A 23,557-nucleotide genomic window follows, 5' to 3' on the forward strand; every position below is an offset into this window, starting at 1 on the left:
GCATGGAGGAGAAGATGAAGCATTTTGTGGGACTCGACGTGTCTATGAAGGAAACTGCCGTCTGCGGTTTTGGACGATCCCGGCCAACGTGTTTGGGAAGGCAGCGTGCCCAGTTCGGCCGAGACGATTGCAGCGATCATGCGTGAGAAGGCCCCGGATCTGGTGCGGGCAGGTATGGAAACGGGCCCTCAAGCCGTCTGGCTTTGGCATGCCCTGCGGGAGAAAGGGATCACAGTCGATTGCATTCACGCACGGCGTGCTGCTGCCGCATTGAAACTGCAAGCCAACAAAACGGATCGCAACGATGCCTTCGGGCTTGCCCGTTTGGTGCACAGCGGCTGGTATGAACCGGTGGCGATCAAGTCCTTTGAACGTTACCGCATGCGTGCCGTTCTGACGGCGCGGGAGCGTATCGTGCGCATGTGCACGACGATGATCAATCAGATCAGAGGCTTGGCCAAGACTTTCGGATTACAGCTGTCGACGGGTAAAGGGCAGGTCTTCGAGCAGTCAGTGCGCCGCGCGTTGCCAGTCGATGCCGTTTTGCGCGATCTGTTTGAAAGCCTGCTGTCCGTGCTGTCCGGGCTCAAGGACCAGCGCCGGGCATTTGACCGGCAACTCGCTCGCTTCGCACGAGAAGACGAGGCTTGCCGTATCGTCTCAAGTGCCCCCGGTGTCGGCAGTCTTACGGCGATCGCCTTCGTGACGGCTGTGGACGACCCAACTCGGTTCCGGTCAGCCTGCGACGTCGGTGCCTATCTTGGGCTGACGCCCAAGCGCTATCAGTCGGGCGAGGTCGACATCGGCGGGCGGATATCAAAGACGGGAGATCGCTTGACCCGCAAGCTGCTATTCGAGGCTGCCACAGTGATCCTGTATCGCGCTTCGCCTTCGATTGCATTGAAGCAGTGGGGTTTGCGACTGAGCGCCCGATCCGGGAGCTGGAAAGCCCGCGTCGCACTGGCGCGCAAGCTGGCCGTTACGCTTCTGACCATGTGGAAAACAAACACGATGTTCGAGAACAGGAGCTTCACCACATAATTTTGAGACAACCGAACGCCAGGCACGTTCCGGGTCTGGCCAAAGTCATCTCGCGACGCGCTTTGCTGCACGCCCCCGACATCGGCGATGACAGCGTGAATCACATCGAGAGACTTTCAAGCATGGCGCCATTGTGAGGCAGTTCTGAACACCTGACCTCGAAGACGACAACGCAATGGGAGCACCGCGACATAGAAGACCTGGAAATTGCATTGACCGATTAGACGATAAGCGCGTAGAGCGGATTTGGCGGCGGGAGGGGCTTAAAGTCCCACAGAAACAGGCTAAGAAGGGAAGGCTCTGGCTGAATGACGGGTCGTGTGTCCGTCTCCGGCCAGAACGCCCAAACCATGTCTGGTCCTATGATTTCGTGCAGGACCGAACGCATGACGGGCGGCTGTTTCGCACCCTCAACATCATCGATGAGTTCACGAAGGAGGCCATGGTGATCCGCGTCAAACGCAGGCTTAATTCCGTCGACGTGGTCGACGCCTTGACCGACCTGTTCATCCTGCGCGGTCCGCCGGAATACATAAGATCCGACAACGTCCTATGTCGGGAACTTTTGGCTGTTTAAGTCAGCAGGTCATGGGGGCATCCGGCGAACCGGATGCCCTGAATCGTTGCCCAGACGGGCTCTGCCGTCAAGAAATGATCTCTTCCATAGCAAACACAGGGTACGCGCGGTTGCGGCCCTCACCGTCCTCAATACGAGATCCCAAATCCCAAGCAGAAGGCCCAAACATTATCTACGAGGTCAGCGAATTGCCTCCACGGCTGCTACAGAGAGAGGTCCTTCCGCCTGGGCTCACCCCTTCGAAGAAGGGGCGATAGGGTGCGCCGTGATTGACCACGGCGTGTACGGCGCGCGCCATCTTGGCCGCGATCGCGGTGTAAGCCTTTCGGCGTAGATGGGCATTGTGTCGATCCTTCGAGATGTATCGCTCGAACTTGTCCCGGAAGCTGTTGGTCCGCTTTAGCACGGCTGTTTGACCGGCCATCCAGAGCGTGCGGCGCAGCCGGGCGTTGCCATACTTCGAGATGCGGCTCTGGCCACGGAACATGCCGGATTGCGTTGTGGCGAGGTCCATGCCGCAGAACTTCAGGAACTGTCGATGGTGCCGGAAGCGACGCAGGTCACCGGCCTCGGCCAGGATGGTCATAGCGTTGATCGGGCCGATGCCGGGAATGGTCGTCAGCAGCTGAAAGTCGGGGAGATCGGACAGAAGCTCGACGGCCCGTGCCTCGATCTCATCGCGCTGTCGGATCAGACTGCGGCCCTCGGCTAACACGAGACGGAACATGCGGACCGCATCGGAGTCCGGGTGAACCGGCAGGCCTACAGATTCAACCGCCGTGTCGTAAATGTCTGAAAGCATACGTTCTTTGGAAACCTTGCGGCCGACAACCTGCCAAGCATCGGCGACGAAAGCCTCCCGGTCCATGGCCTTGATCATGTGTGGTGTGGGATACTTCTCAAGGAATGCGAGAAACCAGTCGGTGCGGGAATTGCGGTGAAATCGCTCCGCCTCAGGGAAGTAGAGCGGCAGGTAATGCGTGAGGATGCGGTGCCACAACTCAGTCTTCGAGCGCGAAACTATCTCGTGGGTCTTCGACAGTTCCTGGATATCGGCTGTCCCGGTCACCAGCGGGTCGTGGAAGAATTGCACGGCCCCGATCTCCAGCATATGCAAAATGACCTGGGCGTCCTTGGGATCGTTCTTATCCCAGCTATTGTGCAGGGCCTCGCGCGTTCTGGCCAAGCCCACGGAAGAGACCAGCTTCAGGTCAAATCCGGCCAGGCCAAGATGGTGGGCCAAGGCACGGTGATAATTGCCGGTCGCCTCAAACCCGATCCTCACTGGCAGGTCATAGCTGGTAAGAGCTGCTGACAGGCGCTGAAAATCCTCCAGGGTGTTCGTAATTGTCATGCGGCGGCGGCGCTTTTTGCCCGGGATGCCAATCAGCACCTCGTGCCGATGCTTGGAAATGTCGATAGCGACCAACACGGTCGTAGGGGTAGAATGGGTAGCGGTCATAGCCGGTCTCCTCAGCAGTGTGGTTGTGCAAAACCACTGTTGAGACCTGAGACCCGGCTATGGCCACCCGCTGCGCAATTTAGAGGCTGCGCAGGCGGCCATAACCTACCAGCAGCCCTTCTTCCCGACGTGCTACGGCGCGGAATTTATCGCCAAAAAGGTGCGAGCTTGGATCGGAGCAGTCGGTGCCAAGACGGCTTTCATCGAACCAGGATCACCCTGGGAAAACGGCTACTGCGAAAGCTTCAATGCCAGGTTCCGGGACGAGCTTCTGAACGGTGAGGTCTTCTACTCGCTACGCGAGGCCCAGATTCTGATCGAGAAGTGGCGGCGCCACTACAACACAGTCAGACCGCACAGCGCTCTGGGATACCGGCCACCAGCACCCGAAAGCATCGTCTCAATAGACCAGAGGCCGACCATGCACTAACATTTACACCGGACCACTCGATGGGGGCAGCCCACTGACCGGGCGAACGCTTTCGACCGATACCCGTTACAATCGGGGTGCTGTCTGGGACGGATGCCATCCCCACAGCACCCCGAACTGGTGTTCACCCCTTCAGGTTATCCAGTCCAATACCGACGCGCAGGGTAGAACCCGCCGGATCAGTTCACGGCATGCGCAGCTGACGTGTGCGGGATTTGAGCGCCTGACCGTTCTTGCCCAGGGTGTGAACAATCTCCTCACACATGATCTTAACAATCTCCTTCTCAGATCGCAGGATCACATCTGTCGGGGCGCCAACCCCGACAGCGAAAAGGCGCGAGCTGAGATGGTTGGGAAACGGCATCGAGATCAAGCCGGCACCTTTCACGACCTGATCGGTCGAAAGATAATACCCCTTTGCACGGGTCTCGGCCAACGAGTCGAGAAAGGCTTTCACGTCCACCGCCGGCGTGCCGGGCGCGCGATAGGCATTGATCTTTCGGAGCAGGCGGCCCACCTCTTCTTCGCTGAAACGGCTCATCAGAACCCGCCCCACGCCAGAGTTTCCCAGTGGGCGCCGCGCACCGAGTGAAATGTGGTGGATCGGCGATTTCTTCGGACGGATCACTTGCAGATACTCGGCTTCGTCACCGTTCTTTGTGGCCAGAACCACCACATGCTGCGTCCGTTCCGAAATTGTCTTGAGCAGCCGCTGTATGATGCCTTCGCCAAACAGGTCAGGGTTCATCCAGGAACCAAGCAAGGGGACGCGCTCGGTGGGAAAGTAGTTCTTCTTCTGGGCATCATGCGTCAGAAAGCCGAGCTTTACCAGACTCTTGAGCAGCGCCGAGGTGCTCGACTGCGGATAGCCCAGTTTTCTGGACACTTCCACGACCGACAGCGGCCGGCGCACCTCGTCGAAATATACCAATGTTTGACAGGTTCGGGCGACCGATTTTACGATGTGATCCCCGCCCCCCTGAATCGAAGTTCGAACCGTGTCTCCCATAACCCCCCCCCTGTGTGCACGTATATGAACGCCATTCACAAAAGGATGCCCACGCATGCAAATCCTGTCAATGGTTCGTTTTCGGCTTGTCGCGCGCTGAACGAGACCAGGTGAACGGAGCGTGTCGGGCCGGGTGTCAGTCGCCTCCTCGCCCGGCCGGGATGACCACTGCGTCCACGGCTAGGGCACCCTCGCCACGGACACCGACGATCATCGGATTGACATCAATGGCCACAAGCGCTGCCCCGTGGTGGGCTGCATACGCCGACAGACGCGCCAGGGCCTCGGCGATGGCGTCGATGTCACGTTCGAGCGCGCCCCGGAAAGCGTCCAAAAGTTTTCGGCTGCGGATTTCGTCGATCATGCGGCGTGCTTCGGCCGGGCCGAAGGGCGCAACCCGGAAGGACACGTCTCCCATGGCCTCGACCAGCACCCCGCCCAGGCCGAACATGACCACCGGGCCGAAAGCCGGATCCTGTGTCACGCCCAGGATCGCTTCCAGACCGGGCGCGGCCTGCTCCGCCACCACCAGACCGTCGAGCCTCGCCTCCGGCATCTTCTCGGCGGCCAGCTTCAGGATGCGCGCGCCCGCAGTGCGGACCTCCTCGGCCGAGCGCAGGTTCAGCGCGACACCTCCGATATCGGATTTGTGCAGAATGTCGGGCGACGCGATTTTGAGAACAACCGGATAGCCCATGCTATCGGCCGCGGCGCCGGCTGCCGCCGGGGTCGCCGCAAGCGTTTCGCGCACGATCGCGATACCGGCCTCGGCGAGCAGGGCCTTTGCCTCGATCTCGTTAACCATTGCGTCCGGGAAGGGCGACAGGCCTGACAGTTCGGGAATGGGATCGGATTCGCCTGCGCGCCTAAAGGAGCGTGCGAAATAGCGCAATCCGGCCATCGCACGCACCGCACGGGTCGGCTCCTCGAAGACGATGAACCCGGTGGGTTCGTAGGCGGCGCGCCCTTCCGGCTCGGTCAGCGAGCAGAACAGCAAGGGTTTGCCGGGAAACTTCACACGGGTTCTTTCCAGAATGGCCCGGATCGCCTCGTTCAGGTCCGCGACCAGTCCGACCGTGGACATGAAGATGATCGCAGCGTCGATATGGCCGTCGCCGAACAACACATCCATGTTGGTTTCCAGCAGGTCGATCTGGTTCACAAGTTGCGCCGTCACGTCCACCGGGTTCCGCACGCCTGCGAAGGGCAGAACCTCCTTGAGCTTCTTTTGTGCATGATCCGGCAGGGCCGGCACTTCTAGGCCGCAGTCCTCGGCCTCATCAGCCATCAGCACCCCGACACCGCCCTAGATGGTCACGATGCCCAGCCGGTCGCCTTTCATCAGCGAAGCGGACTCCGAACAGGCGTAGGTGACGTCGAACATCTCATCCACCGACCGGGCACGGTAGACACCGTATTGACGGAAGGCCGCATCATAGATGGTATCAGAGCCCGCGAGGGATGCAGTGTGCGACTGCGCCGCCTCGGCGCCAACCGCGCTGCGCCCGACCTTCATCATGATCACCGGCTTGGATTTGGCCCGCGCGAGTTCCAGCGCTTCGACCAGACGGTCGCGGTCCGTCGAGCCCTCAAGATAGCCCATGATCACCTTGGTATCTTCATCCTCGGCGCAATAAGCCACGGCATCGGCAAAATCGACATCGCAGGAATTGCCCGTCGTCGCCCAGATGTTGACTCCTAGGCCGCGCATCCGCACCAGCGTCATGCAATAGGATCCGAAGGCACCGTTCTGACTGATAATCGACACGCCGCCGGGCCGGGGCAGATGTTTATCGACCCCCGGTGTGAATGTCGCATAAAGGTTTTGCCGTGTCCGCAAATCGTGTTGGGTAAAATAGCTGTAGGAAAATCGAGGCAGGCCAATCAGTCCATTTCTTTGGGTAGTGCGGCTTGGCTTAGAGCCATTTGCGGGTCAGATAATATACCCCGCGACCTCTTCCGAGGAAATCTTGGGAAGCCGTCTGGATTGCCACAAATGCGTTCATCTTACGGCGCAACCACCAAACGGTAACCGCAATCACGTCCCTCAAGTTGACGAAGATACCCATATTTTTGATCCCACTGGCCACTTTCGAGGTCGCACCGAAGCCTCTCGACACCAGGAGACACGTCTCCAATCTTCCAGAATGAGGACATCGCAGCTCGAACTCTCGCATCGAGATAGGCAGCTGGTCTACGCCAGTAAGCCGCCCCAAATCCGTCCGTGCAATCATGAGGAACGAGGACTGGAGTCACGCTGACTGGGCCGAGCCATTCCGCGTAGTGGTCAAGTTTTGGCATAACTCCTGCATCAATAGTGGCAAGCTCTGGAAAGTAGTCAAGCAACCAAAAATCGTGAAAAGCCGGATCATAGGTCAGGATCACTATTGGTCCACGTGACACGCGACGCATCTCACTCATGCCTCTCGCTTTATCGGTCCAGTGGTGCACTGTAAGAACTCCCATTACAGCGTCGAATGCTCCGTCAGCAAATGGCAGATTTTCAACCACCCCCTGCACTACCGGTGCTCCTGAAGCAGGTCTCTGCGCAATCATCGCACTGGACGGCTCAAGCGCTATTACGGTTCGATCTGTTGGTTCGTAAGACCCTGCTCCAGCACCTACGTTCAAGACGGTGCTCGCTTTGCCAAGTGCTGCGTGTATCGGGGCCGCGATCCTCATGTCGGGACGTCGTAGCTCGGCATAATTTAGACCGATGGTGTCGTAGAGATTGGTCATACTCGGTCTTTCTTTGGTGTATCCCAATACGAAAGGCGGCTGAACCTACATTAGCACCCATCTGTGCGCATTGCAGCCCCCGGCGAAGGTGGACGCAGGGCAGTCATTGCGTTTCAGACATTGGTATTACTCAGTTACCCCCGCTACCCCCGCGAAATGCCAGTCTGGCCTGATATCGCCACTTGTGAACTCTCATATTGTTCGAAAAACCTCAACTGGATCGCGTTTCAAGGACCTCGCAATGAACCAGCAAATATAGCCTTCGAGATACTTGCTGGCTGGGCCGCGGAAAGGCCGGATAAAGGTCTTATATAGTTGGTGGAGCGAGTTAGTATTCTGGATGTGGTAGGCTGACGAGATGCCGGTTGATGTCTGTTTCGGTTTGATTTCGACATGAGTTATTTGCCTGCGCGAAGTGAAGTTCTTGTAGCCAGAAAGGCCATCAGAGCACAGGACGGTATCTGGGGCCACGAACGGCGCAAGCGCGGCCTCAATCGTCTTGTCTGTTCGGTTTGGAATGCGTTCGGCCCGACGGGCGCCGTTCCGATCTACCGGCGTCAGAATGGGCACCTGCCAGCGCGACAGCCCTCGCATCATGGGAATACCCTCCTTGCCATACTCATGCAAGCGCAGGGTGGCTTGCAGGATTGCGCAGATGATTGACCCATTCACGCGATCCCTTTCGCGACTCCCGCTGAAAGGTTTCATCTACCTCGACGATACCTGCGAAGACTTCAGAAGATGATCCAGACAATCCATCGAGAATGATCATGCGCCAGCGCCAGATGGTGTATTTATTCACGCCCAAGGCATCGGCGAGGCGTCGAACCGGCGAAGGCGGTGCATCTCCCATCATGTCACGGAGAACTTCCAGGAAAAGATCAGGGCGGTGAATATAACGAATGATCGAGGTTGTTCGCCCCGAGTAGGTTTTGAGGCAGCCAGAGCAGCGATATCGCTGGACCTTCGTTTTCGTTGTGCCCCATTTCTGGCGCGCCTCGCAGTCGCAAAACGGGCACTTGTGTTCTTGCTCTGTTCGTGTTTCGATTTCGGCAAGCGCTTCGGATCTCCTGCGAACCTCCTGAAAGGCGGTCCCAGCTACCGCTATTTGTGCAGGACTCAGGTGAGAAATTCGGTCCAGGAACCGGCGAAAATCGTGGTTTCTCAAAGGCATCTCCGGAATGGTTTACGGAGGGATATTGGCCGAATGTGAAAACACGAAGGCTAACCAACACGATTTGCGGACACGGCAAAAGGTTTTGGCGGACATTTGCGATGCCAAGGCAGTTCGGCCCGACCAGCCGCATCCCCGCTTCACGGGCGATATCGACCATGCGCGCCTGAAGCGCCGCGCCTTCGGCATCGACCTCGGAGAAACCGGAGCTGAAGATCACCGCCCCGCCCACGCCACGGGCGGCGCATTCCTCGATCGCCTTGGCGGCCAGCGAAGCAGGCAGCGCGATCACCGCCAGATCCGGAACCAGCGGTGCCTCGGCAAGCGACGGATAGGCGGGCAGGCCCTGCACCTCGGCGGATTTCGGGTTGATTGGCAGGATCGGGCCCGCGAACCCGCGCCGCCTGAGAAAGTCCACTGGCCGCCCGCCGATGCGCCTGGGGTCGCTTGAAGCGCCTATCACGGCAACAGATCGTGGGGCGAAATTGGCATCCATTCAGTTAATTCGCATGGTACCTCTCTTGAAACTCAGGATTAATAGGACTTCGGCAGACCAAGCGCATGCTCGGCGATGAACGAAAGCACGAGTTGGGGTGTCACCGGCGCGATGCGGAACAGGATGGCCTCCCGCACCAGGCGCTCGACATGGTATTCCTTCGCATAGCCGAAGCCGCCGAAGGTAAGTTGCGCCGTCTGCGTCGCCTTGACCGCCGCTTCCGCAGCGAGATATTTGCCTGCGTTAGCCTCGTTGCCGCAGGGTTTGCCTGCGTCATAAAGGGCGCCGGCGTGCATGGCCATCAGATTGGCGGCCTCCAGCTCTGCCCAGCAGGCGGCAAGGGGGTGCTGGATACCTTGATTCTGGCCGATCGGCCGCCCGAAGACGACCCGCTCGCTGGCGTACTTCGCCGCACGCCGCAGCGCGTTGCGCCCGATGCCGACGGCCTCTGCGGCGATCAGCACCCGTTCGGGATTCAGCCCGTGCAGGATCTGCCGGAACCCCTGACCCTCCTCGCCGATCAGATCCTCGGCGGGGATGGGAAGCCCGTCGATGAACAACTCGTTCGAATCGACGCATTTGCGGCCCATCTTCTCGATTTCCCGAACCGTGACGAACGTGCGGTCAAGATCGGTATAGAAGAGGCTCAGCCCTTCGGTCGGTTTTTTGACCTCCTCCAGCGGCGTCGTGCGCGCCAGAAGCAGGATCTTGTCGGCCACCTGCGCCGTCGAGATCCAGACCTTCTGCCCATGCACCACATAGCGATCACCCTGGCGCACGGCGCGGGTCTTGAGCTTGGTGGTGTCGAGGCCGGTGGTCGGTTCGGTCACGCCGAAACAGGCGCGCTGCTCTCCCGCCACCAGGGGCGGAAGATACTTCTTCTTCTGGTCATGGGTGCCGAACTTGACCACCGGGTTCAGGCCGAAGATGTTCATGTGCACAGCCGAGGCCGCACTGTTGCCGCCCCCGGATTCCGCAATGGCCTGCATCATGATGGCGGCATCGACGATACCAAGACCGGCGCCGCCGTATTCTTCGGGTATCGCGATGCCAAGCCAGCCGTCGCGGGCCAGCTTCTGGTGCAATTCATGCGGGAACCCGCCCTCCCGATCCCGGTTGAGCCAGAACTCATCGTCGAATTCGGCGCAAATCTTCAGGATCGCATCGCGGATGCCTTCTTGCTCCGCTGTCATCTGATAGGTCACGATTTCCTCCTCAATCTTCGTATGCTTGGATCAATGGCCGGGTTCGCCGACCGTTCCTATTTCGACAAGACCGTCGATCTGGCCAGAGTCGTAACCGAGCTCTTCCAGCACCGTGCGGCTGTCCGCCCCCAGCTCGCTGCGGCCAAGCCAGCGCAGGCGTCCGGGCGTCTTGTCAAGTTTAGGGACCGGGCCGACAACCTTGGTGTCGTCACCCTCGACACCCACGATGTCGCCCCGCGCGGCGATCTGGGGGTCTGCGAGAATGTCATCGACGTCATAGACCATCGCCGCCACGGCATCATGCTCGCGGAAGATGTCGATCGCTTCCTGCGCCCCAAGCTGCGCGACGAAAGCTCCCAGCTGTTTCACGATATCATCCATGTGCTCGGCGAAGCCGTCCAGCGTCAGGAATTGCGGCTCTGCCGCCCATTCCGCACCGCCTGCGGCTTCCAGCAGCCGCCGCCCCGTCGCAGCGCTTCCAGCGCTTATGGTGACCCATTTTCCGTCCTTGGCGCGGAACACCCCCGCCGGGGCGTAGGAATTTGGCGCCTGCAGCCCGTTGCGATCAACCCGCAGCCCCGCGCCGGTGCGCGTCGGCACGTGGTAGTCGATCAGGCGCAACAGCGGCTCGAATATTGCCAGATCAACCACCTGGCCGCGGGCGCTGCCGTTGCGCACCGCATGGAGCGCCATCATCGCGCCATAGGCCGCCATCAGCCCGGTCGTCGAATCCGCCGCCGGAAATCCGGGGTGCATCGGCGCGTCGTCCGCAAAACCTGTCATGTGGGCCAGCCCGCTCATCGCCTCGCCGGCCCGGCCAAATCCCGGCCAGGATGCACGCGGCCCAGTCTGGCCATAGCCCGAGATCCGCACGATCACCAGGTCCGGGTTCCACTCATGCAGAACCTCCGGCGCCAGTCCCGCCCGCTCCAACACGCCGGGACGAAAATTCTCGATCAGCACATGGGCGTTTTCCACCAGGCGGCGCAGAACCTTGTGTCCCTCGTCGGATTTCCAGTCCAGCGCCAGCAGCCGCTTGTTTCGGGCCAGTGTTTTCCACCAGACACCCACCCCATCCTTGGCGCGCACGCTCAGAACGCGCAGCATGTCGCCCTCCCCCGGCCGTTCGATCTTGATCACGTCGGCACCAAAATCGGAGAGCAGCGCGCCGCACATCGGCGCGGCAATCACATGCCCCATTTCAATTACCCTCACATCGCTCAGCGGCCCGTCACTCGTGCTCACGCAGTTCCTCCCCTATCGCCAATTCGCAGTCGTCAAGCCCGAATTTTCGGGACTGGCGGCGTCAGTCTGATCGGATTTGAAATGAATTGCGAGCGCAATCGAACAGTTGTTAGATCGCGCGGACAGAGAGAAAAATTTTCTTGACGGAGGAAGAAATGTCAGCGCCAGACACGAATCAATTGCCCCGCCGCCGACCTACGGTTGCGGAGGCACTGGATGGTTTGTTCGATCCCCGCACCATTGCTGTGGTCGGCGCTTCGCGCACCAAGGGAAAGCTCGGGCAAGCGGTGCTCGCCTTGTTGAAAAGCAATGGCTGCCGCGGTCGGATCATTCCTGTGAACCCTGCCGGTGGCGAGATCGAAGGCCTTCCCGCCGCGCGCACATTGCAGGAAATCGACGGCCCGATCGACGTGGTTGTTCTGGCCACGCCCGTCGATATCGCGCTGGATGCGCTGGAAATCTGCGCAACGCTCGAAGTGAAGGTGGTCGTTGGCGTGACTTCCGGCTTCTCCGAAGCCGGCGAAGAGGGAAATGAAAACGAGGCGCGCTTGCGCCGGATCATGCGGGACGCGCCGTTTCGTCTTGTCGGACCGAATTGCGAAGGCGTCGTGCGGCCGACTTCGGATCTCCAGCTAACCTTCAGCCCGATGTTCGACGGCCTGCGGCCCGGCCCTGTTGCGATGATCTCTCAGTCAGGTGCCCTCGCGGGCCTTATGGCATTGCGCCTTGGCGAACGTGGCGTCGGCATCAATGCCATCGTGTCCAGTGGCAACGAGACGGACCTGACAGCGGCGGATCTGCTGGATTATCTGGGGAACGATCCGCAGACCCGCGTGGTCTTGTGTTACGTCGAGGAATTGCGCGACGGGCGCCGTTTTGCCGAGGCCGCGCGTCGCCTTACGCAGGCCGGAAAGCATGTCGTCGTCGTCAAGGGCGGGCGCAGCCGCGCCGGATCGCGGGCGGTCCAGTCCCATACTGGCGCAATGGCCGGCGATGACCGGGTCATCAGCGCGATCTTCCGCGAAACCGGCGTCATCCGTGCCCGCGAATCCGTGGCCGCTGTCGATGCAGTGACGGCGCTGGCCGCGGGGCGGCGGCCTGTGGGCAACCGTGTCGGCATCATCTCTGTCACTGGGGGGCTCGGCGTCGAGATGACAGACCTTGCCGAGGTCGCAGGCTTCGAGGTGCCGGTGCTTGACGAGGCGACGCAGACCGCACTGTCGCGCTATGTCCCGTTTTATGGCTCGGTGAAGAACCCGGTCGATCTGACCGGGGTGGTTTTGGCGAATCCCACCTATGTGGGGCGCTGCCTCGAAGCCATCGCCGCGGATCCACGCGTCGATATCGCCGTCGCAATAATCACATTTGTGCCGGATCAACAGTTCATCGACGCGCTGGCCGAGGCCTATGACGGCACCGACAAGCCGATTTTGATCGTATGGACGGGTGCGGCGCGCAGCAACGCATCGGGTGAGGCCCTGCGGGAACGCGCGGTTCCGGTCTATGATTCGCCTGCCAGGGCGGCGTCGGGCCTCGCGGCGCTGATGGCGATGCAGGGAGAAGTAGCATGACCCCCAGAGAAACATTGGAGCATTGGCAGCGCATCGGGCGCAAGGTGGTCCACGAGGCGGACGCGAAGGACCTGCTCCGGCAGATCGGCGTGCCCGTGCCAGAGCGCAACCCCGCGGGCGGGCGCTGCGTCGCAAAGCTGTGTCATGACGACTACCCGCACAAATCCGATCATGGTCTTGTGCGGTTGGGGCTTTCCCCGGAGGCGGCAAGGCAGGCCGCCGCCGAGATGGGCGAACAGATTCCCAGCGGCACGCCGCTGATCGAGGCCATGGAGGAGGGCGCGGTGGCCGAATGGATCATCGGCTGCAAACGCGACAGGACCTTCGGCCCGATCGTTCTGGCGGGTCCGGGCGGCATTCTGGTGGAACTGATCGACGCGGCAGAGATTCGCCTCGCACCGTCAGATATGCAAACCACCGCGGCGATGCTGGACTCGGGTCCCGGCGCAAGCCTGCTGAAGGGGCTGCGCGGCAAGGAACCGGCCGATCGCGACGCTTTGGCGCAGCTGATTTCACGCATATCTGTTTTCTTCGCCGAAAACGCCGACCTGATCTCGGAAATCGAAATAAACCCTGTGATGGTCCGGGCCGACAGCAAGGGACTGATCGCCGCCGACGCCCTGATCGTCCTGGAGCCCGCGACGGCAAGTGATAAGGAGCACGACGCATGATACGCAAGCCATATGGCGAATTGTCCCTCGGTCAGACCGGCGTCTCGATCGGACGCACCATGACCGAATCGGACGTAGTGAATTTCTGCATGCTCACGGGCAACTGGCTGGAACTGCATTCCAATGTCGAACATGCCAAGAGCTCGCTCTATGGTCAGCGGCTTGTGCAGGGCAGCCTGGTGTTTTCCATCGTCAATGCTATGATTCCGTTCGACAGTTCGGTGCTTGCCGCCTTCTATGGCTGCGACAAACTGCGCTTTCTGCGGCCCACCTTCATTGGCGACACCCTCTGGGCGCGCGTGGAAATCGAGAAGTTGAAGGATCACGACGACAAGCACGGCGTTGTGACCAGCAAGCTGGAAGCCATCAACCAACGCGACGAAACGGTGATGCGCTGCCTGTTCAGCCTGCTGATCCGCAAGTCCCGGCTCGACCGCCCCGGAGAGCCGCCCAAGATCCGGGCCGCGCATGGCGAGAATCAAGGAGAAAGCGCATGAATTTTCTGACACCCGAACAGGAGATGTGGCGGGCGACCGTCGAACGATTCATCGACGAAGAGATCGGCCGCGACTACATCCGCAAATGTGACCGCGACCGCGAATATCCCTATGAGGCCTATGAAAAGGTGGCCAAGCAGGGCTGGCTCGGCATCCTGTTCTCGGAGGAGAGCGGCGGCCTTGGCGGCGACATCTTGGACTATGCGCTGATGTGCGAAGGGCTGGCGAAATACGGCTTCGACTTCTCCACCGGTCTGATGGTGGCCACCTTCACCGCGATGAATATCGAGAAGTTCGGCACCCCCGCGCAGAAGGAACGCTATATTCAGCCATTCCTCGATGGCGACATCCGTTTCTCGATCTCGATTTCCGAACCCGGCTCTGGGTCCGACGCGGCATCGGCCAAGACCCGCGCGCGGCGCGAAGGCGAAGGCTGGGTGGTCAAGGGGCAGAAACTCTGGTGTTCGGGCGCGGCGGCGGACAACGCGATCATCGCCATGCTGACCCGGACTGACCCGGACGCGCCCAAGCACAAGGGGCTGTCGGTCTTCCTGATCCCCAACGACACCGAGGGTCTGGACATTCGCAAGCTGCCAACCCTGGCACGGCGTGCGACCGGCACCACCGAAATCTTCGTGGACGACGTGAAACTGCCCGCCGAAGCGTTGCTGGGCAAGGAGAACGAGGGCTGGAAGATCATCACCGACCACCTGGAGCTGGAGCGTATCGCGGTGGCGGCCGCCTATGTCGGCAACGCCCAGACCGCGGTGGACGACGCCCTGCGCTATGCGCATGAGCGTGTCCAGTTCGACCGGCCGATCTATGACTTTCAGGTGATCCGCCACATGCTCGCCGACATGCAAACCCAGGTCGATGCCGCACGGCTGCTGGTCTATCGTGCCGCCAACCTGGCCGCGGCCAAGAGACCCTGTACACGCGAAGTGTCTATGGCAAAACTGTTCGCCTCCGAGACCTTGCAAACTGTCACGCGCGACGGCATGCAGATCCTTGGCGGCCATTCCATGCTGCCGGACTCGGACATGGAGCGGTATTTTCGTGAAGGGATGCAAAGCACCATCGGCGGCGGGACGTCGCAAATCCAGCGCACCCTCATCGCCAAGACCATGCGACCCAACTGAGCGTCGGGTCCTCAACGGGACGACCGGATAGCAAGGAGAAGGAGCATATGAAGAACGGACGCGATCCGGTGATCGTCGGCATTGCCGATGCGCCAATTGAGGACGGCAAATTCGTCACCAAGGCGTCGGTCCTGGGCCATGCCGCGCTGGTGGCAAAGGCCGCCGTCGAGGAAGCGGGTCTGAGGCTTGACGATGTCGATGGGCTTTTGACCGCGGGCATGTGGGGGGTGCCCGGACCGGGCCAGCTCGCCACCGTGACGCTGGGCGAGTATCTCGGCATCATGCCGACCTATGTCGATGGCACCAATATCGGCGGTTCGGCCTTCGAGGCGCATGTCGCCCATGCCGCGATGGCGCTGCGCGAGGGCTATTGCGAAGTGGCGTTGATCGTCTACAGCTCGGATCAGAAATCGCTGCGCAGCCGCAACCTGGGTGGTCGCCCCTCGGTCCTGTCGATGCAGCATGAAACTCCCTACGGCATGCCGACGCCGGTGGGCGGTTACGCGATGGCCGCGCAACGCCACATGCATCAATTCGCAACCACCTCCGAGAACCTGGCCGAAATTGCCGTCGCCACCCGGAAATGGGCGCAACTGAACCCCGCGGCAACGCGGCGCGAACCGCTTTCAATCGACGACGTGCTGTCCAGCGGGATGATCTCGGAGCCGCTGCACCTGTTGGACTGCTGCCTTGTCACCGACGGGGCCGGCGCCATCGTGATGACGACAGCCGAACGGGCGAAAGACCTCAAGACTAAGCCCGTCGCGGTCAAGGGCTATGGCGAGGCGCACACCCATTGGGCCATCGGCGAGATGCCGGACCTCGCCCGCCTGCTGCCGGCGCAGAAGGCCGGGGAGCGCGCTATGAAGATGGCCGGTGTCAGCCATTCCGATATCGACGTTGTCGAGGTCTATGACAGCTTCACCATCACGGTCCTGCTGACACTCGAAGCGTTGGGGTTCTGCAGGATCGGCGAAGGCGGCGATTTCGTCTCCGGCCAGCGCACGGCACCGGGCGGCGGCTTTCCCATGAACACCAATGGCGGCGGCCTGTCCGCGCTGCATCCGGGCATGTATGGCATGTTCCTGCTGATCGAGGCCGCCCGACAGCTGCGCGGCGAATGCGGCGAACGTCAGGTTAAGGGCGCCGAAACCGCCCTGGTGCATGGCACGGGGGGCACGCTGTCCTCTGGTGCGACAGTGATTTTGCAGAAGGATTGAGCTGATGAGCACTGAAAAACCGCTTCCGGTTATAGACCATGACAGCGCCCCCTATTGGGAGGCCGCGCGCGCGGGCCGCCTGGATATCCCGCTCTGCGGCGATTGCGGCAAGCATCATTTCTATCCGCGCGCGATCTGCCCGTACTGCCATTCCGACAAGCTGCGTTTCGACACGGTCAGCGGTCGTGGCAAGGTGCATACCTTCACCATCGCCCGCCGCCCGGCAGGCCCGGCCTTTGCGGATGACGTGCCTTACGTCGTGGCGTTGATCGAACTGGAGGAAGGCCCCCGGATGATGAGCCGGATTGAAACCGACGATCCCGAGAAAGTGCGGATCGGAGCCAAGGTGGAGGTGACGTTCGTCAAGGCCAGCGACGAGGTCACCTTTCCGTATTTCAGGATGACTTGAAACCAGACGCAGCGGCTCCTCGGGGCCGAACATCAAAGGGCCGCCGCAGAACGTCTGCGGCGGCCCTTCGCATTGGCAATCGGTGCGTCATTCGATGCGGTTGATTTGCGGTGCCGGTTGCAAATACCGCCACGCCAGCAGCCCGACCAGCGCCACCGCGCCAATAATGTCGGTCGACGGCGCTGCATAGAACAGTAACGCAGCAACAGACAGGAACAGCACCCTGCCGAATCCCGACAGCCTTCCCCGGAACCAGCCGCTCGTTCCGACGCTGACGGCGAAGACCGCAGCGCTCGCCACCGCAAGATCCATGAAGATCTGCCCGGTGTTCCCCTGCGCCAGGATACCCGGCCTGAAGACAAACAGGAACGGCACCACATAGATCGCCCCGGCCAGCATCAGCGCCCGCCACGCCACTTTCCAGAAATTGGCCCCAGCTAGCGCCGCCGCCGCGTATACACTTGAACAGACAGGTGGCGTGATGGCCGACAGAATCGCATAATAAAAGACGAAAAGATGCGCCGTTAGTTCGGGCAGGCCAAGACGCACGAGGCTCGGCGCGGCAATCGCCGCCGCCAGGACGTAGGAGGCTGTCGTCGGAACATCCATGCCCAGCAGGATTGCCAGCAACGCCGCCAGCACCAATGCGACGATCAGCCCGTGATCAGACATCGAGAACAGCAGGTTGGAGATTTTCACCCCGGCACCTGTCGCGGTCAGAACCTTGACGACGATGGCGGCGCAGGCCAGCAGCGCGGCGATCATCACCAGCGCCCGTCCTGCTTCCACCATCCCCTGGTAGATATCGCGGGCCAGCGTTGTCCAGCAGGCCACCACGCCTTGCTCTCTGGCCTCGTGGCCGAAAGGACGCACCAGAGCGCAGGCCATGACCAGCATGATGATCGCGCCGGCCCCAGCATAGCTCGGCGTGTAGCCGTTGAACAAGAGATAGATCATCGCGGCGATGGGAAGAAACAGCGGGATCGACTTGTCGAGGGCCAGGAATTCCGCCGGCCTGGGTATTTCGCTCCTTGGCGTCGGTTGCAGCCCTGTCCGGCGCGCATAGAGATCCACCCCGAGCCATACGGCAAGATAGTAGAGAAACGCCGGACCGATCGCCGCAATGGCAATCTGAGTATAGGGAATGTTCAGGAATTCGGCCATGATGAAGGCCGCCGCCCCCATCACGGGCGGCGTAAGCTGGCCCGCAGAGGAAGCCACCGCCTCGACCGCGCCGGCAAAGGCCGACGGATACCCGAGCCGCTTCATCGTGGGAATGGTGACCGAACCCGTCGCCATGACATTGGCCACGGCAGAACCGGTGACCGTCCCGAACATTGCCGAAGACAGGGCACAGACCTTTGCAGGGCCGCCGTAAGAGCGCCCGGCGATCCATGTGGCCATTTTCATGAAGGCATCTGTTGCGCCCGTGGACAGCAGCAGCGCCCCCAGAAGCACATAGATCACGATGACCCGAGCCCCGATATCCGCGAGATAGCCGAAGATTCCGGTGGTGGAGCTGTAGAACGTTTCAACCGCCGTCCGTGCAGAGACACGCGGCGGGCGCCAGCCCCCGTCAATCAGATCGTAGCCGAAATAGAAGTAGAGCAAGGTGCAAAGCGCCAGCAGCGGCAGGAACCAGCCGATGACCCGGCGCGCCGCTTCGAGCGTCAGCACGATGGCCAGCAAGGCGGCCACCTTGTCGAGCGGTCCGTAGTGCACCATAATATCGGAAAAGCGATCCCGGTTCACGATCACATAAAGGCATACACCCATGGCCAACATCCCGAGCGCGATGTCCACGATCTGTTCCAGCCCGCTTCGATTGCCGGTCCGGGACACCCGCCAGGCATGAAGAAAGAACGCGCCGCCGATTCCGAAACCGATGAAAATCGGGCGTTGAACCAGCGGGGCGAACTGTCCGAACAGGGAATTGTAGAAATGCAGCGCGACGAATGCCGCGAAAAGTAGACCGAGTGCCTGCTCTCCGCGCCGTTCCCTGAACGATCTGGCGGTCAAAGTCTGTGTCATGTTCTCTCCCAAGTCGGCGAGGTGTGCTCGGCACCCCGCCTGGTCAGTTCGCGTGACCCTTCTAGTCGACCGAGATGCCGGTTCAGTTTCCGGCTACTTCTCTCCAGTAGCGTTCCGCACCCGGATGATAGGCGACACCCGACTCCATCGTCTCGACGGCATCCGCGGCGATGTCGTAATCGGCGAGTTGCGGCCAGGCTTCGACCAGCAACGCCATGTTCTGGTGAATGCTGCGGGCGATGTCATAGGCGGTCTCATCATCCATCACGCCGGTGCGGGTCAGGAAGAAAACGTTCAGCTTGGGCACCCGGATCGCCTCGGAATCCGGAATCAGCCCCGCGGGAAGGGTTGTGAACCCGGTGCCCTCCATATCATCTGTCGCGGCTTTCTCCTGCTCTTCGGTGAAGCCGATCAACCGCATCTTGTTACTGGTCATCAACTCCTGAAGAGAGGCATCGACAGCGTCCGCGGCCCCGTATTTGCTGTAGCCGATGATCTGGCGGTTCTTGATGCCTTCCACCGCGTCACCCACGGCACCATGCACCAGATCGGCGTTGATGTCGAACATCGACAGCACATTGGTCGTCAAGGTCTCGGCGGCGGATCCCCGGATGCCGGGATTGAACTTCTTCCCGTCCAGTTCGCCGAGCGTCGTCACGCCCGACTCCTCGGTCACGGCAATCAGCAGGATTGAGGCGCTGTAGGGATATAGTGCAACCGTGTCGGGAATGGCGTTGCCTTCGAACTTGCCAGTGCCATTTCGGGCCGAAATCAGAATGTCCGTGGTGGCAAGACCGAGATCAATTTCGTCCCGCGCCAGGCGCAGCACATTGTCAACGCTGGCGCCGGTCTCGATCACGTTGACGGTGGTATCTGCAATGCCGGTCTCGATCGCCTTGCTCATCGCGACGGAAATCGTGAAGTGGCTGGATGTCGGGCTGGTCGTACCCATCGTGATGTCCTTGGCGGAGACCACCCCGCCGGCAAGCATGGCAGCCAGCGCCGCCGCGGTGCCGATTGCCGCCCAGTATTTGGTCAACTTACGTTCGAACATTTCTTCCTCCCAGTTGTTGTTGAACAGTTGGTTGCAGCCGACACGATCAGGCGCGCAGGGCCCCCGATGTGTCGATCCGCTCTCTCAGGACGCGAAGTTCTTCCTCCGTTGGCGGCCGCGTCTGCGGCACGTCGTCCCTTATCGCCAGATCGAAGCCCGTATGACGCTGGACCTCTTCCGGCGTGTTGCCCGCATGGACCGATCTTAACCGCATCCGCAGCGTTATCGCGTCGAAATCCATAACGGCGCGCGGTGTCACCACAAACCGCGGCCCTTCCTTGGTCAGTCCGGCCGTCCGTTTCGCTTCGGGACCAGAAAGATGCCCCGGTATGGTGATGAAGTCCACCTTTTCCACGAAGTTGCGCGCGCTATGCACCGTGGGGCAGATGTAGAACCGCGTGGAGGTGTGGCAGTAGGACAGGTTGGCAGCCCCCGGCCCGCGCATCTTTGGCGCGTGCAGCGTCCCGCCGACATGGTGCAGGTTGATGTTGCCGTAAGCGTCATGCTGCAAACCGCTGTGAAAGAAGAAGTCCAGGCCATGATGGCTGTGGCCAAAAAGTTCGATGAATGTTTCGGCCGCCTCGCAGCGGCCAAGCGCCCGGTCGTCCAGCATCGAGGGATAAAGACGCCCCGGCTGCGGGTTGAAGAACATCTCTCCGCCGACTGTCAGGTTGGGGGCGTGCATCTCGCGCGCCAGCGCGATCGCCGCCATCGGGACCAAGGCGGCGGCACCCGCCGCGCCCAGTTCGCCATCAGCCAGGTCGCGGGCCAGCACCACGACCATCTGCTCCAAGGGTGAGGCCGCCGCGCTCATCTGTCCTGCGCCTCCGCTTCCAGCCGCGCGAGATACCGGGCTCCCCCGATTGCCACAATATAGTCATCCTGGCTTTTTGGCTCGGTGACATGGCGCGCGATATAGGCCTCCAGCCCCGCGCGGTCGCCGGCGCGCGCGGCATCCCCAAGATCGGCGTAGGCTTCGATATGCTCCTCGTCCATCGCATAGTTGGGAAAGCTCGCGGTCGGGTGTGCGCCGTAAGGCACCTCGACCATCGCATCGACATAATGCGCCGGCACCGTGACCCGCGACGGATCGTCCAAAACCACCTCGTCCGGCACGATCCGGTCCACGCTGGCAATCACCATATCCGACGCGCGCGCCATCAGCTGATCGGCATAGACCATCGTGCTCAGATGGCGCAGGTTCCCCCAGCGGTCGGCTTCCTGCGCATGCAGAAAGGTGACGCGGGGGCGGATCGGCCCGACCGCGTGAATGCGCCGCCCGGTGAAGGGGCAGCCGATCTCGCGCAGCAGCGGATTGTGCTTCAGCACGTCGGAGCCGCGCAGCGCGTCGATCGGCTGAAACGGCACCCCGTGTGCCGAGGCCATGAGCCCGCCCACCACGGTCAGCGCGTCCAGCGCGTGGGCGGTCACCTGCCCCGCCTCGACCGCGCTTCGGAAATTGGGGCAGAGACGGTTTTCAAGCGTGACGCCGGGAATGAACACCTGTTCGACCGCCCCGGCGGCGATCATCAGGTCGATGTCATACCCCGCGCCGGGCGAGGAATAGAGATGCAGGCCATCGGCGCCCGCCGCCAACAAGGCGCGCACCAACGCGACCGGCCGCCCCTGTTTGAACAACCCGCCGAGGCAGAGCTCAGGACGGTCCCGCAAAGCATCCCTGGCCAGAAGCGCAGCGTCCTCCATGCCCATGACTTTGCTGTCACGCGTAAGTATCCTTTGGCCGTCCATCGTATGAGTTGCGCCCCGTCGTTTCTGTTGTCGCGCGGGAATTCAGGTCACCGCGCAGATCAAAGATATTGCATTTCGCGCATTTCGTCTCTCTTCGGCACCGGCGACGCATGATCGAACACATATGTGCGGAGATATGCGCCGACATCCTCCCGGCGCTCTAACGGTTTAAAGCAGACCCGTGGCGACGATCAGAGCAACGAGCAGAATGCTCGAAACCCCGAACATTCCATTCCAGCGCATTCCTATCGTTACGGGCGATTCCCGCACGATGGCAGAAGCATAGACAACAGCGGTGATTGCGGGTCCCATGCAGACGATGCTGCTCCAGCCGCCTGCTAGGGACAGGCCCAGAGCGAGTGGCGACAGGCCCTCTACGCCAATTCGGTTCACCACTTCCGCCAGCAGAACCACCGAGATCATCGGGTGCACGCCCGCAAGCCCGGTCAGGAACACCGTAAAGATCAACAGCACAACGGTCAGGACCGGCCGCGCGGCGATCCAGCCAAGGTGATCCGCGATCCATTCGACCGGCACGATCTCCAGGGCAACAAGCCCGATAAACCCCGCCGAGGCGATCACGCTCATCTCGGTGGCGAATCCCGGTGACTGGGCAACGAATCGGCGCGACGTGTCGGAAATGCCGCCAAGACCGCCGCGCAGCCCGGACCATAAAAGCGCATAGACCGGAACGATGGTGATCAGGACGGTCTGGAAGCTGTATTGGGTCGCCCTGTCCAGGAATAATATGGTGGCCCCGAGGAAAAGCACATGGCCCGCAACGATCAGGACCGCCCACCGGCTCCATCTCGGCAGATTCCCGGTCAGCGCCGGCGCCCGGCCCCGCGCCGAGGGTGGGCGCCGCCATTCCACGGTGTCGAAAAGCCAGCCAAGCAGAAAGAGAACCCCGGCCAACGCGATGCCGTAAGGTGCCATATCCACCCATTCGAGTCCCGGTATGGTGAGGATCAACAGGTTGAGAGCGATGCCGAACGGTGTCCAGAAAGTGAGCTAGGAAAACCCCCGCATGCAGGCGCTGACCATACGCCGCTTCCGCGCGGCGTAGACGAATTCATTCATCTCCTGACGATGCGCGTGCAGGCCCTTCATGATGACCTCCAGCATCACGCCAAGCCCGCCAAGGTTCAAAAGCACGCCGAACAGGTGCCCGCCCGCCCCCAGAGACGCGTAGCGACGGCCCGGAGGCTGCAAGGTCAGGAACTCCCCGGCCCCTTCCACAACCCGGTCGTTGGTAGCCGCGATGCGCAGGAAAGCGACAGCCGTCAGCAGCGCGGACATGAACACGACACGCTCCGCCGATTCCACGAAAACGCCGGTTTCGACCCCTTCGGCCAGCGCCAGAAACGCAACTGCGAGGGCGAAACCAAGCAGCACCCATCCGACGCGGGCGATGTTGCGAGCCCCGATCGCAAGATAGACGCCGAAAAGCGGCACGACCGCGATGGCAACGCCGCTGTAGCCGAAGCCACCCTGCACTATGGCACCGCCCAAACAGCACAGCAAACAGACTGCGGCAATCAGGTTGCGCGTGCCGGAGCGTTTCAGGAGCTCACTGGACGACATCAGCCCCAATTTCCCAAAGGCGTCCGGTGTGCCGGCGAATCGCCGACTGAGGCCAGCGCGTCGGGCAGAAGGCACGGTAAGTGATGTAGACTATTGCATCTCCATCCGCAGGGACGCGCAAAGCGCTCATATCGCGAGCGCAGAGACGGCGACCGAACACCCCGGCTGCGCCCCCAGCCCCGTTTCGGAGTGTTTGCGGAAATCTCGTCTGACGGATGACGGCACACCGGCATCTCTACATGTCTCTTCGTGAT

23 protein-coding genes and 2 pseudogenes are annotated in these 23,557 nt (G+C 61.3%); 9 read left to right on the forward strand and 16 right to left on the reverse strand.

Going from position 1 to position 23,557, the window contains the following annotated elements; all coding sequences use genetic code 11:
- Nucleotides 1-105: 105 nt before the first annotated feature.
- A complete protein-coding gene (locus PVW27_RS11625; protein ID WP_274557891.1) occupies nucleotides 106-1,041 on the forward strand; it encodes an IS110 family transposase in 936 nt (311 codons plus the stop codon).
- A gap of 220 nt (nucleotides 1,042-1,261) precedes the next feature.
- A pseudogene (locus PVW27_RS11630) lies at nucleotides 1,262-1,588 on the forward strand (DDE-type integrase/transposase/recombinase); the annotation flags it as partial.
- 202 nt (nucleotides 1,589-1,790) lie between these two features.
- Here the strand turns inward: PVW27_RS11630 and PVW27_RS11635 are convergent.
- The gene (locus tag PVW27_RS11635; RefSeq protein WP_274557893.1) at nucleotides 1,791-3,080 is read right to left on the reverse strand and encodes an IS110 family transposase; all 1,290 of its coding nucleotides are present in this window, start codon (nucleotides 3,078-3,080) and stop codon (nucleotides 1,791-1,793) included.
- Nucleotides 3,081-3,216: 136 nt separating this feature from the next.
- On the opposite strand from PVW27_RS11635, the pseudogene PVW27_RS11640 reads away from it, so the two are divergent.
- A pseudogene (locus tag PVW27_RS11640) lies at nucleotides 3,217-3,510 on the forward strand (integrase core domain-containing protein); the annotation flags it as partial.
- Nucleotides 3,511-3,694: 184 nt separating this feature from the next.
- Here the strand turns inward: PVW27_RS11640 and PVW27_RS11645 are convergent.
- The 9 genes from PVW27_RS11645 to PVW27_RS11685 all read right to left on the reverse strand — a co-directional run bounded on the left by PVW27_RS11645 (nucleotide 3,695) and on the right by PVW27_RS11685 (nucleotide 11,378).
- A complete protein-coding gene (locus PVW27_RS11645; protein WP_274557895.1) occupies nucleotides 3,695-4,519 on the reverse strand; it encodes an IclR family transcriptional regulator in 825 nt (274 codons plus the stop codon).
- A 136-nt stretch (nucleotides 4,520-4,655) separates the two neighbouring features.
- Nucleotides 4,656-5,807: an acetate--CoA ligase family protein gene (locus tag PVW27_RS11650; protein ID WP_274557897.1), complete on the reverse strand. Its 1,152-nt coding sequence runs from the start codon at nucleotides 5,805-5,807 to the stop codon at nucleotides 4,656-4,658.
- Between the two features lie 18 nt (nucleotides 5,808-5,825).
- Complete coding sequence (locus tag PVW27_RS11655) at nucleotides 5,826-6,287, reverse strand: hypothetical protein (RefSeq protein WP_274557898.1); 462 nt, start codon at nucleotides 6,285-6,287, stop codon at nucleotides 5,826-5,828.
- A gap of 239 nt (nucleotides 6,288-6,526) precedes the next feature.
- Nucleotides 6,527-7,258, reverse strand: coding sequence for a class I SAM-dependent methyltransferase (locus PVW27_RS11660; RefSeq protein ID WP_274557900.1), 732 nt, complete (start codon nucleotides 7,256-7,258; stop codon nucleotides 6,527-6,529).
- Between the two features lie 192 nt (nucleotides 7,259-7,450).
- Nucleotides 7,451-7,855 carry an IS1595 family transposase gene (locus tag PVW27_RS11665; protein ID WP_274557901.1) on the reverse strand — a complete coding sequence of 135 codons (405 nt, stop codon included), beginning with the start codon at nucleotides 7,853-7,855 and terminating at the stop codon, nucleotides 7,451-7,453.
- 22 nt (nucleotides 7,856-7,877) lie between these two features.
- Nucleotides 7,878-8,114, reverse strand: coding sequence for a hypothetical protein (locus PVW27_RS11670; RefSeq protein WP_274557902.1), 237 nt, complete (start codon nucleotides 8,112-8,114; stop codon nucleotides 7,878-7,880).
- Nucleotides 8,115-8,139: 25 nt separating this feature from the next.
- Entirely contained in the window at nucleotides 8,140-8,928 is a 789-nt protein-coding gene (locus PVW27_RS11675; RefSeq protein WP_274557903.1) for a CoA-binding protein, read from the reverse strand.
- A 38-nt stretch (nucleotides 8,929-8,966) separates the two neighbouring features.
- A complete protein-coding gene (locus tag PVW27_RS11680) occupies nucleotides 8,967-10,133 on the reverse strand; it encodes an acyl-CoA dehydrogenase family protein (RefSeq protein ID WP_274557905.1) in 1,167 nt (388 codons plus the stop codon).
- A gap of 30 nt (nucleotides 10,134-10,163) precedes the next feature.
- Nucleotides 10,164-11,378, reverse strand: a complete 1,215-nt coding sequence (locus PVW27_RS11685) for a CaiB/BaiF CoA transferase family protein (RefSeq protein ID WP_274557906.1) — start codon at nucleotides 11,376-11,378, stop codon at nucleotides 10,164-10,166.
- A gap of 155 nt (nucleotides 11,379-11,533) precedes the next feature.
- Between PVW27_RS11685 and PVW27_RS11690 the strand changes: the two genes are divergently transcribed.
- From PVW27_RS11690 to PVW27_RS11715, 6 genes are read left to right on the forward strand one after another with little or no spacing between them, the layout of a single operon-like run.
- The gene (locus tag PVW27_RS11690) at nucleotides 11,534-12,949 is read left to right on the forward strand and encodes an acetate--CoA ligase family protein (RefSeq protein WP_274557908.1); all 1,416 of its coding nucleotides are present in this window, start codon (nucleotides 11,534-11,536) and stop codon (nucleotides 12,947-12,949) included.
- Nucleotides 12,950-12,963: 14 nt separating this feature from the next.
- Nucleotides 12,964-13,620 carry an acetate--CoA ligase family protein gene (locus tag PVW27_RS11695; protein ID WP_274557910.1) on the forward strand — a complete coding sequence of 219 codons (657 nt, stop codon included), beginning with the start codon at nucleotides 12,964-12,966 and terminating at the stop codon, nucleotides 13,618-13,620.
- 59 nt (nucleotides 13,621-13,679) lie between these two features.
- On the forward strand, nucleotides 13,680-14,117 hold the full coding sequence (locus PVW27_RS11700; protein WP_274557911.1) for a MaoC/PaaZ C-terminal domain-containing protein: 438 nt from the start codon (nucleotides 13,680-13,682) through the stop codon (nucleotides 14,115-14,117).
- Nucleotides 14,114-15,256, forward strand: a complete 1,143-nt coding sequence (locus PVW27_RS11705) for an acyl-CoA dehydrogenase family protein (RefSeq protein ID WP_274557913.1) — start codon at nucleotides 14,114-14,116, stop codon at nucleotides 15,254-15,256. The genes PVW27_RS11700 and PVW27_RS11705 overlap by 4 nt, the downstream gene beginning before the upstream one ends.
- 47 nt (nucleotides 15,257-15,303) lie before the next feature.
- Nucleotides 15,304-16,476 (forward strand): acetyl-CoA acetyltransferase, encoded by a 1,173-nt coding sequence (locus tag PVW27_RS11710; protein ID WP_274557915.1) that lies wholly within the window; start codon nucleotides 15,304-15,306, stop codon nucleotides 16,474-16,476.
- Between the two features lie 4 nt (nucleotides 16,477-16,480).
- Nucleotides 16,481-16,885 carry a Zn-ribbon domain-containing OB-fold protein gene (locus PVW27_RS11715; protein WP_274557917.1) on the forward strand — a complete coding sequence of 135 codons (405 nt, stop codon included), beginning with the start codon at nucleotides 16,481-16,483 and terminating at the stop codon, nucleotides 16,883-16,885.
- A gap of 87 nt (nucleotides 16,886-16,972) precedes the next feature.
- On the opposite strand, the gene PVW27_RS11720 is transcribed toward PVW27_RS11715, so the two are convergent.
- From PVW27_RS11720 to PVW27_RS11745, 6 genes are all read right to left on the reverse strand, one after another.
- The gene (locus PVW27_RS11720) at nucleotides 16,973-18,916 is read right to left on the reverse strand and encodes a TRAP transporter permease (protein ID WP_274557919.1); all 1,944 of its coding nucleotides are present in this window, start codon (nucleotides 18,914-18,916) and stop codon (nucleotides 16,973-16,975) included.
- Between the two features lie 82 nt (nucleotides 18,917-18,998).
- Nucleotides 18,999-19,970 (reverse strand): TAXI family TRAP transporter solute-binding subunit, encoded by a 972-nt coding sequence (locus PVW27_RS11725; protein WP_274557920.1) that lies wholly within the window; start codon nucleotides 19,968-19,970, stop codon nucleotides 18,999-19,001.
- Nucleotides 19,971-20,016: 46 nt separating this feature from the next.
- Nucleotides 20,017-20,784, reverse strand: a complete 768-nt coding sequence (locus tag PVW27_RS11730; protein ID WP_274557922.1) for a CoA-transferase — start codon at nucleotides 20,782-20,784, stop codon at nucleotides 20,017-20,019.
- Nucleotides 20,781-21,674 (reverse strand): CoA transferase subunit A, encoded by an 894-nt coding sequence (locus PVW27_RS11735; RefSeq protein WP_274557924.1) that lies wholly within the window; start codon nucleotides 21,672-21,674, stop codon nucleotides 20,781-20,783. Before PVW27_RS11735 ends, PVW27_RS11730 begins: the two co-directional genes overlap by 4 nt.
- A gap of 213 nt (nucleotides 21,675-21,887) precedes the next feature.
- Nucleotides 21,888-22,661, reverse strand: a complete 774-nt coding sequence (locus tag PVW27_RS11740) for a hypothetical protein (RefSeq protein WP_274557925.1) — start codon at nucleotides 22,659-22,661, stop codon at nucleotides 21,888-21,890.
- Between the two features lie 69 nt (nucleotides 22,662-22,730).
- Nucleotides 22,731-23,303 carry a hypothetical protein gene (locus PVW27_RS11745; protein ID WP_274557927.1) on the reverse strand — a complete coding sequence of 191 codons (573 nt, stop codon included), beginning with the start codon at nucleotides 23,301-23,303 and terminating at the stop codon, nucleotides 22,731-22,733.
- Nucleotides 23,304-23,557 lie beyond the last annotated feature (254 nt).

Origin of the sequence: Seohaeicola sp. 4SK31 (assembly GCF_028802875.1) — a bacterium.
Lineage (GTDB): Bacteria > Pseudomonadota > Alphaproteobacteria > Rhodobacterales > Rhodobacteraceae > Seohaeicola.

Excerpts from the sequence above, each read along its gene's own strand:
- PVW27_RS11635 (WP_274557893.1), bottom strand. The coding sequence starts at position 3,080 with ATGACCGCTACCCATTCTACCCCTACGACCGTGTTGGTCGCTATCGAC.
- PVW27_RS11645 (WP_274557895.1), bottom strand. The coding sequence starts at position 4,519 with ATGGGAGACACGGTTCGAACTTCGATTCAGGGGGGCGGGGATCACATC.
- PVW27_RS11650 (WP_274557897.1), bottom strand. The coding sequence starts at position 5,807 with ATGGCTGATGAGGCCGAGGACTGCGGCCTAGAAGTGCCGGCCCTGCCG.
- PVW27_RS11660 (WP_274557900.1), bottom strand. The coding sequence starts at position 7,258 with ATGACCAATCTCTACGACACCATCGGTCTAAATTATGCCGAGCTACGA.
- PVW27_RS11665 (WP_274557901.1), bottom strand. The coding sequence starts at position 7,855 with ATGATGCGAGGGCTGTCGCGCTGGCAGGTGCCCATTCTGACGCCGGTA.
- PVW27_RS11670 (WP_274557902.1), bottom strand. The coding sequence starts at position 8,114 with ATGATGGGAGATGCACCGCCTTCGCCGGTTCGACGCCTCGCCGATGCC.
- PVW27_RS11675 (WP_274557903.1), bottom strand. The coding sequence starts at position 8,928 with ATGGATGCCAATTTCGCCCCACGATCTGTTGCCGTGATAGGCGCTTCA.
- PVW27_RS11690 (WP_274557908.1), top strand. The coding sequence starts at position 11,534 with ATGTCAGCGCCAGACACGAATCAATTGCCCCGCCGCCGACCTACGGTT.
- PVW27_RS11700 (WP_274557911.1), top strand. The coding sequence starts at position 13,680 with ATGACCGAATCGGACGTAGTGAATTTCTGCATGCTCACGGGCAACTGG.
- PVW27_RS11705 (WP_274557913.1), top strand. The coding sequence starts at position 14,114 with ATGAATTTTCTGACACCCGAACAGGAGATGTGGCGGGCGACCGTCGAA.
- PVW27_RS11710 (WP_274557915.1), top strand. The coding sequence starts at position 15,304 with ATGAAGAACGGACGCGATCCGGTGATCGTCGGCATTGCCGATGCGCCA.
- PVW27_RS11715 (WP_274557917.1), top strand. The coding sequence starts at position 16,481 with ATGAGCACTGAAAAACCGCTTCCGGTTATAGACCATGACAGCGCCCCC.
- PVW27_RS11720 (WP_274557919.1), bottom strand. The coding sequence starts at position 18,916 with ATGACACAGACTTTGACCGCCAGATCGTTCAGGGAACGGCGCGGAGAG.
- PVW27_RS11725 (WP_274557920.1), bottom strand. The coding sequence starts at position 19,970 with ATGTTCGAACGTAAGTTGACCAAATACTGGGCGGCAATCGGCACCGCG.
- PVW27_RS11730 (WP_274557922.1), bottom strand. The coding sequence starts at position 20,784 with ATGAGCGCGGCGGCCTCACCCTTGGAGCAGATGGTCGTGGTGCTGGCC.
- PVW27_RS11735 (WP_274557924.1), bottom strand. The coding sequence starts at position 21,674 with ATGGAGGACGCTGCGCTTCTGGCCAGGGATGCTTTGCGGGACCGTCCT.
- PVW27_RS11745 (WP_274557927.1), bottom strand. The coding sequence starts at position 23,303 with ATGTCGTCCAGTGAGCTCCTGAAACGCTCCGGCACGCGCAACCTGATT.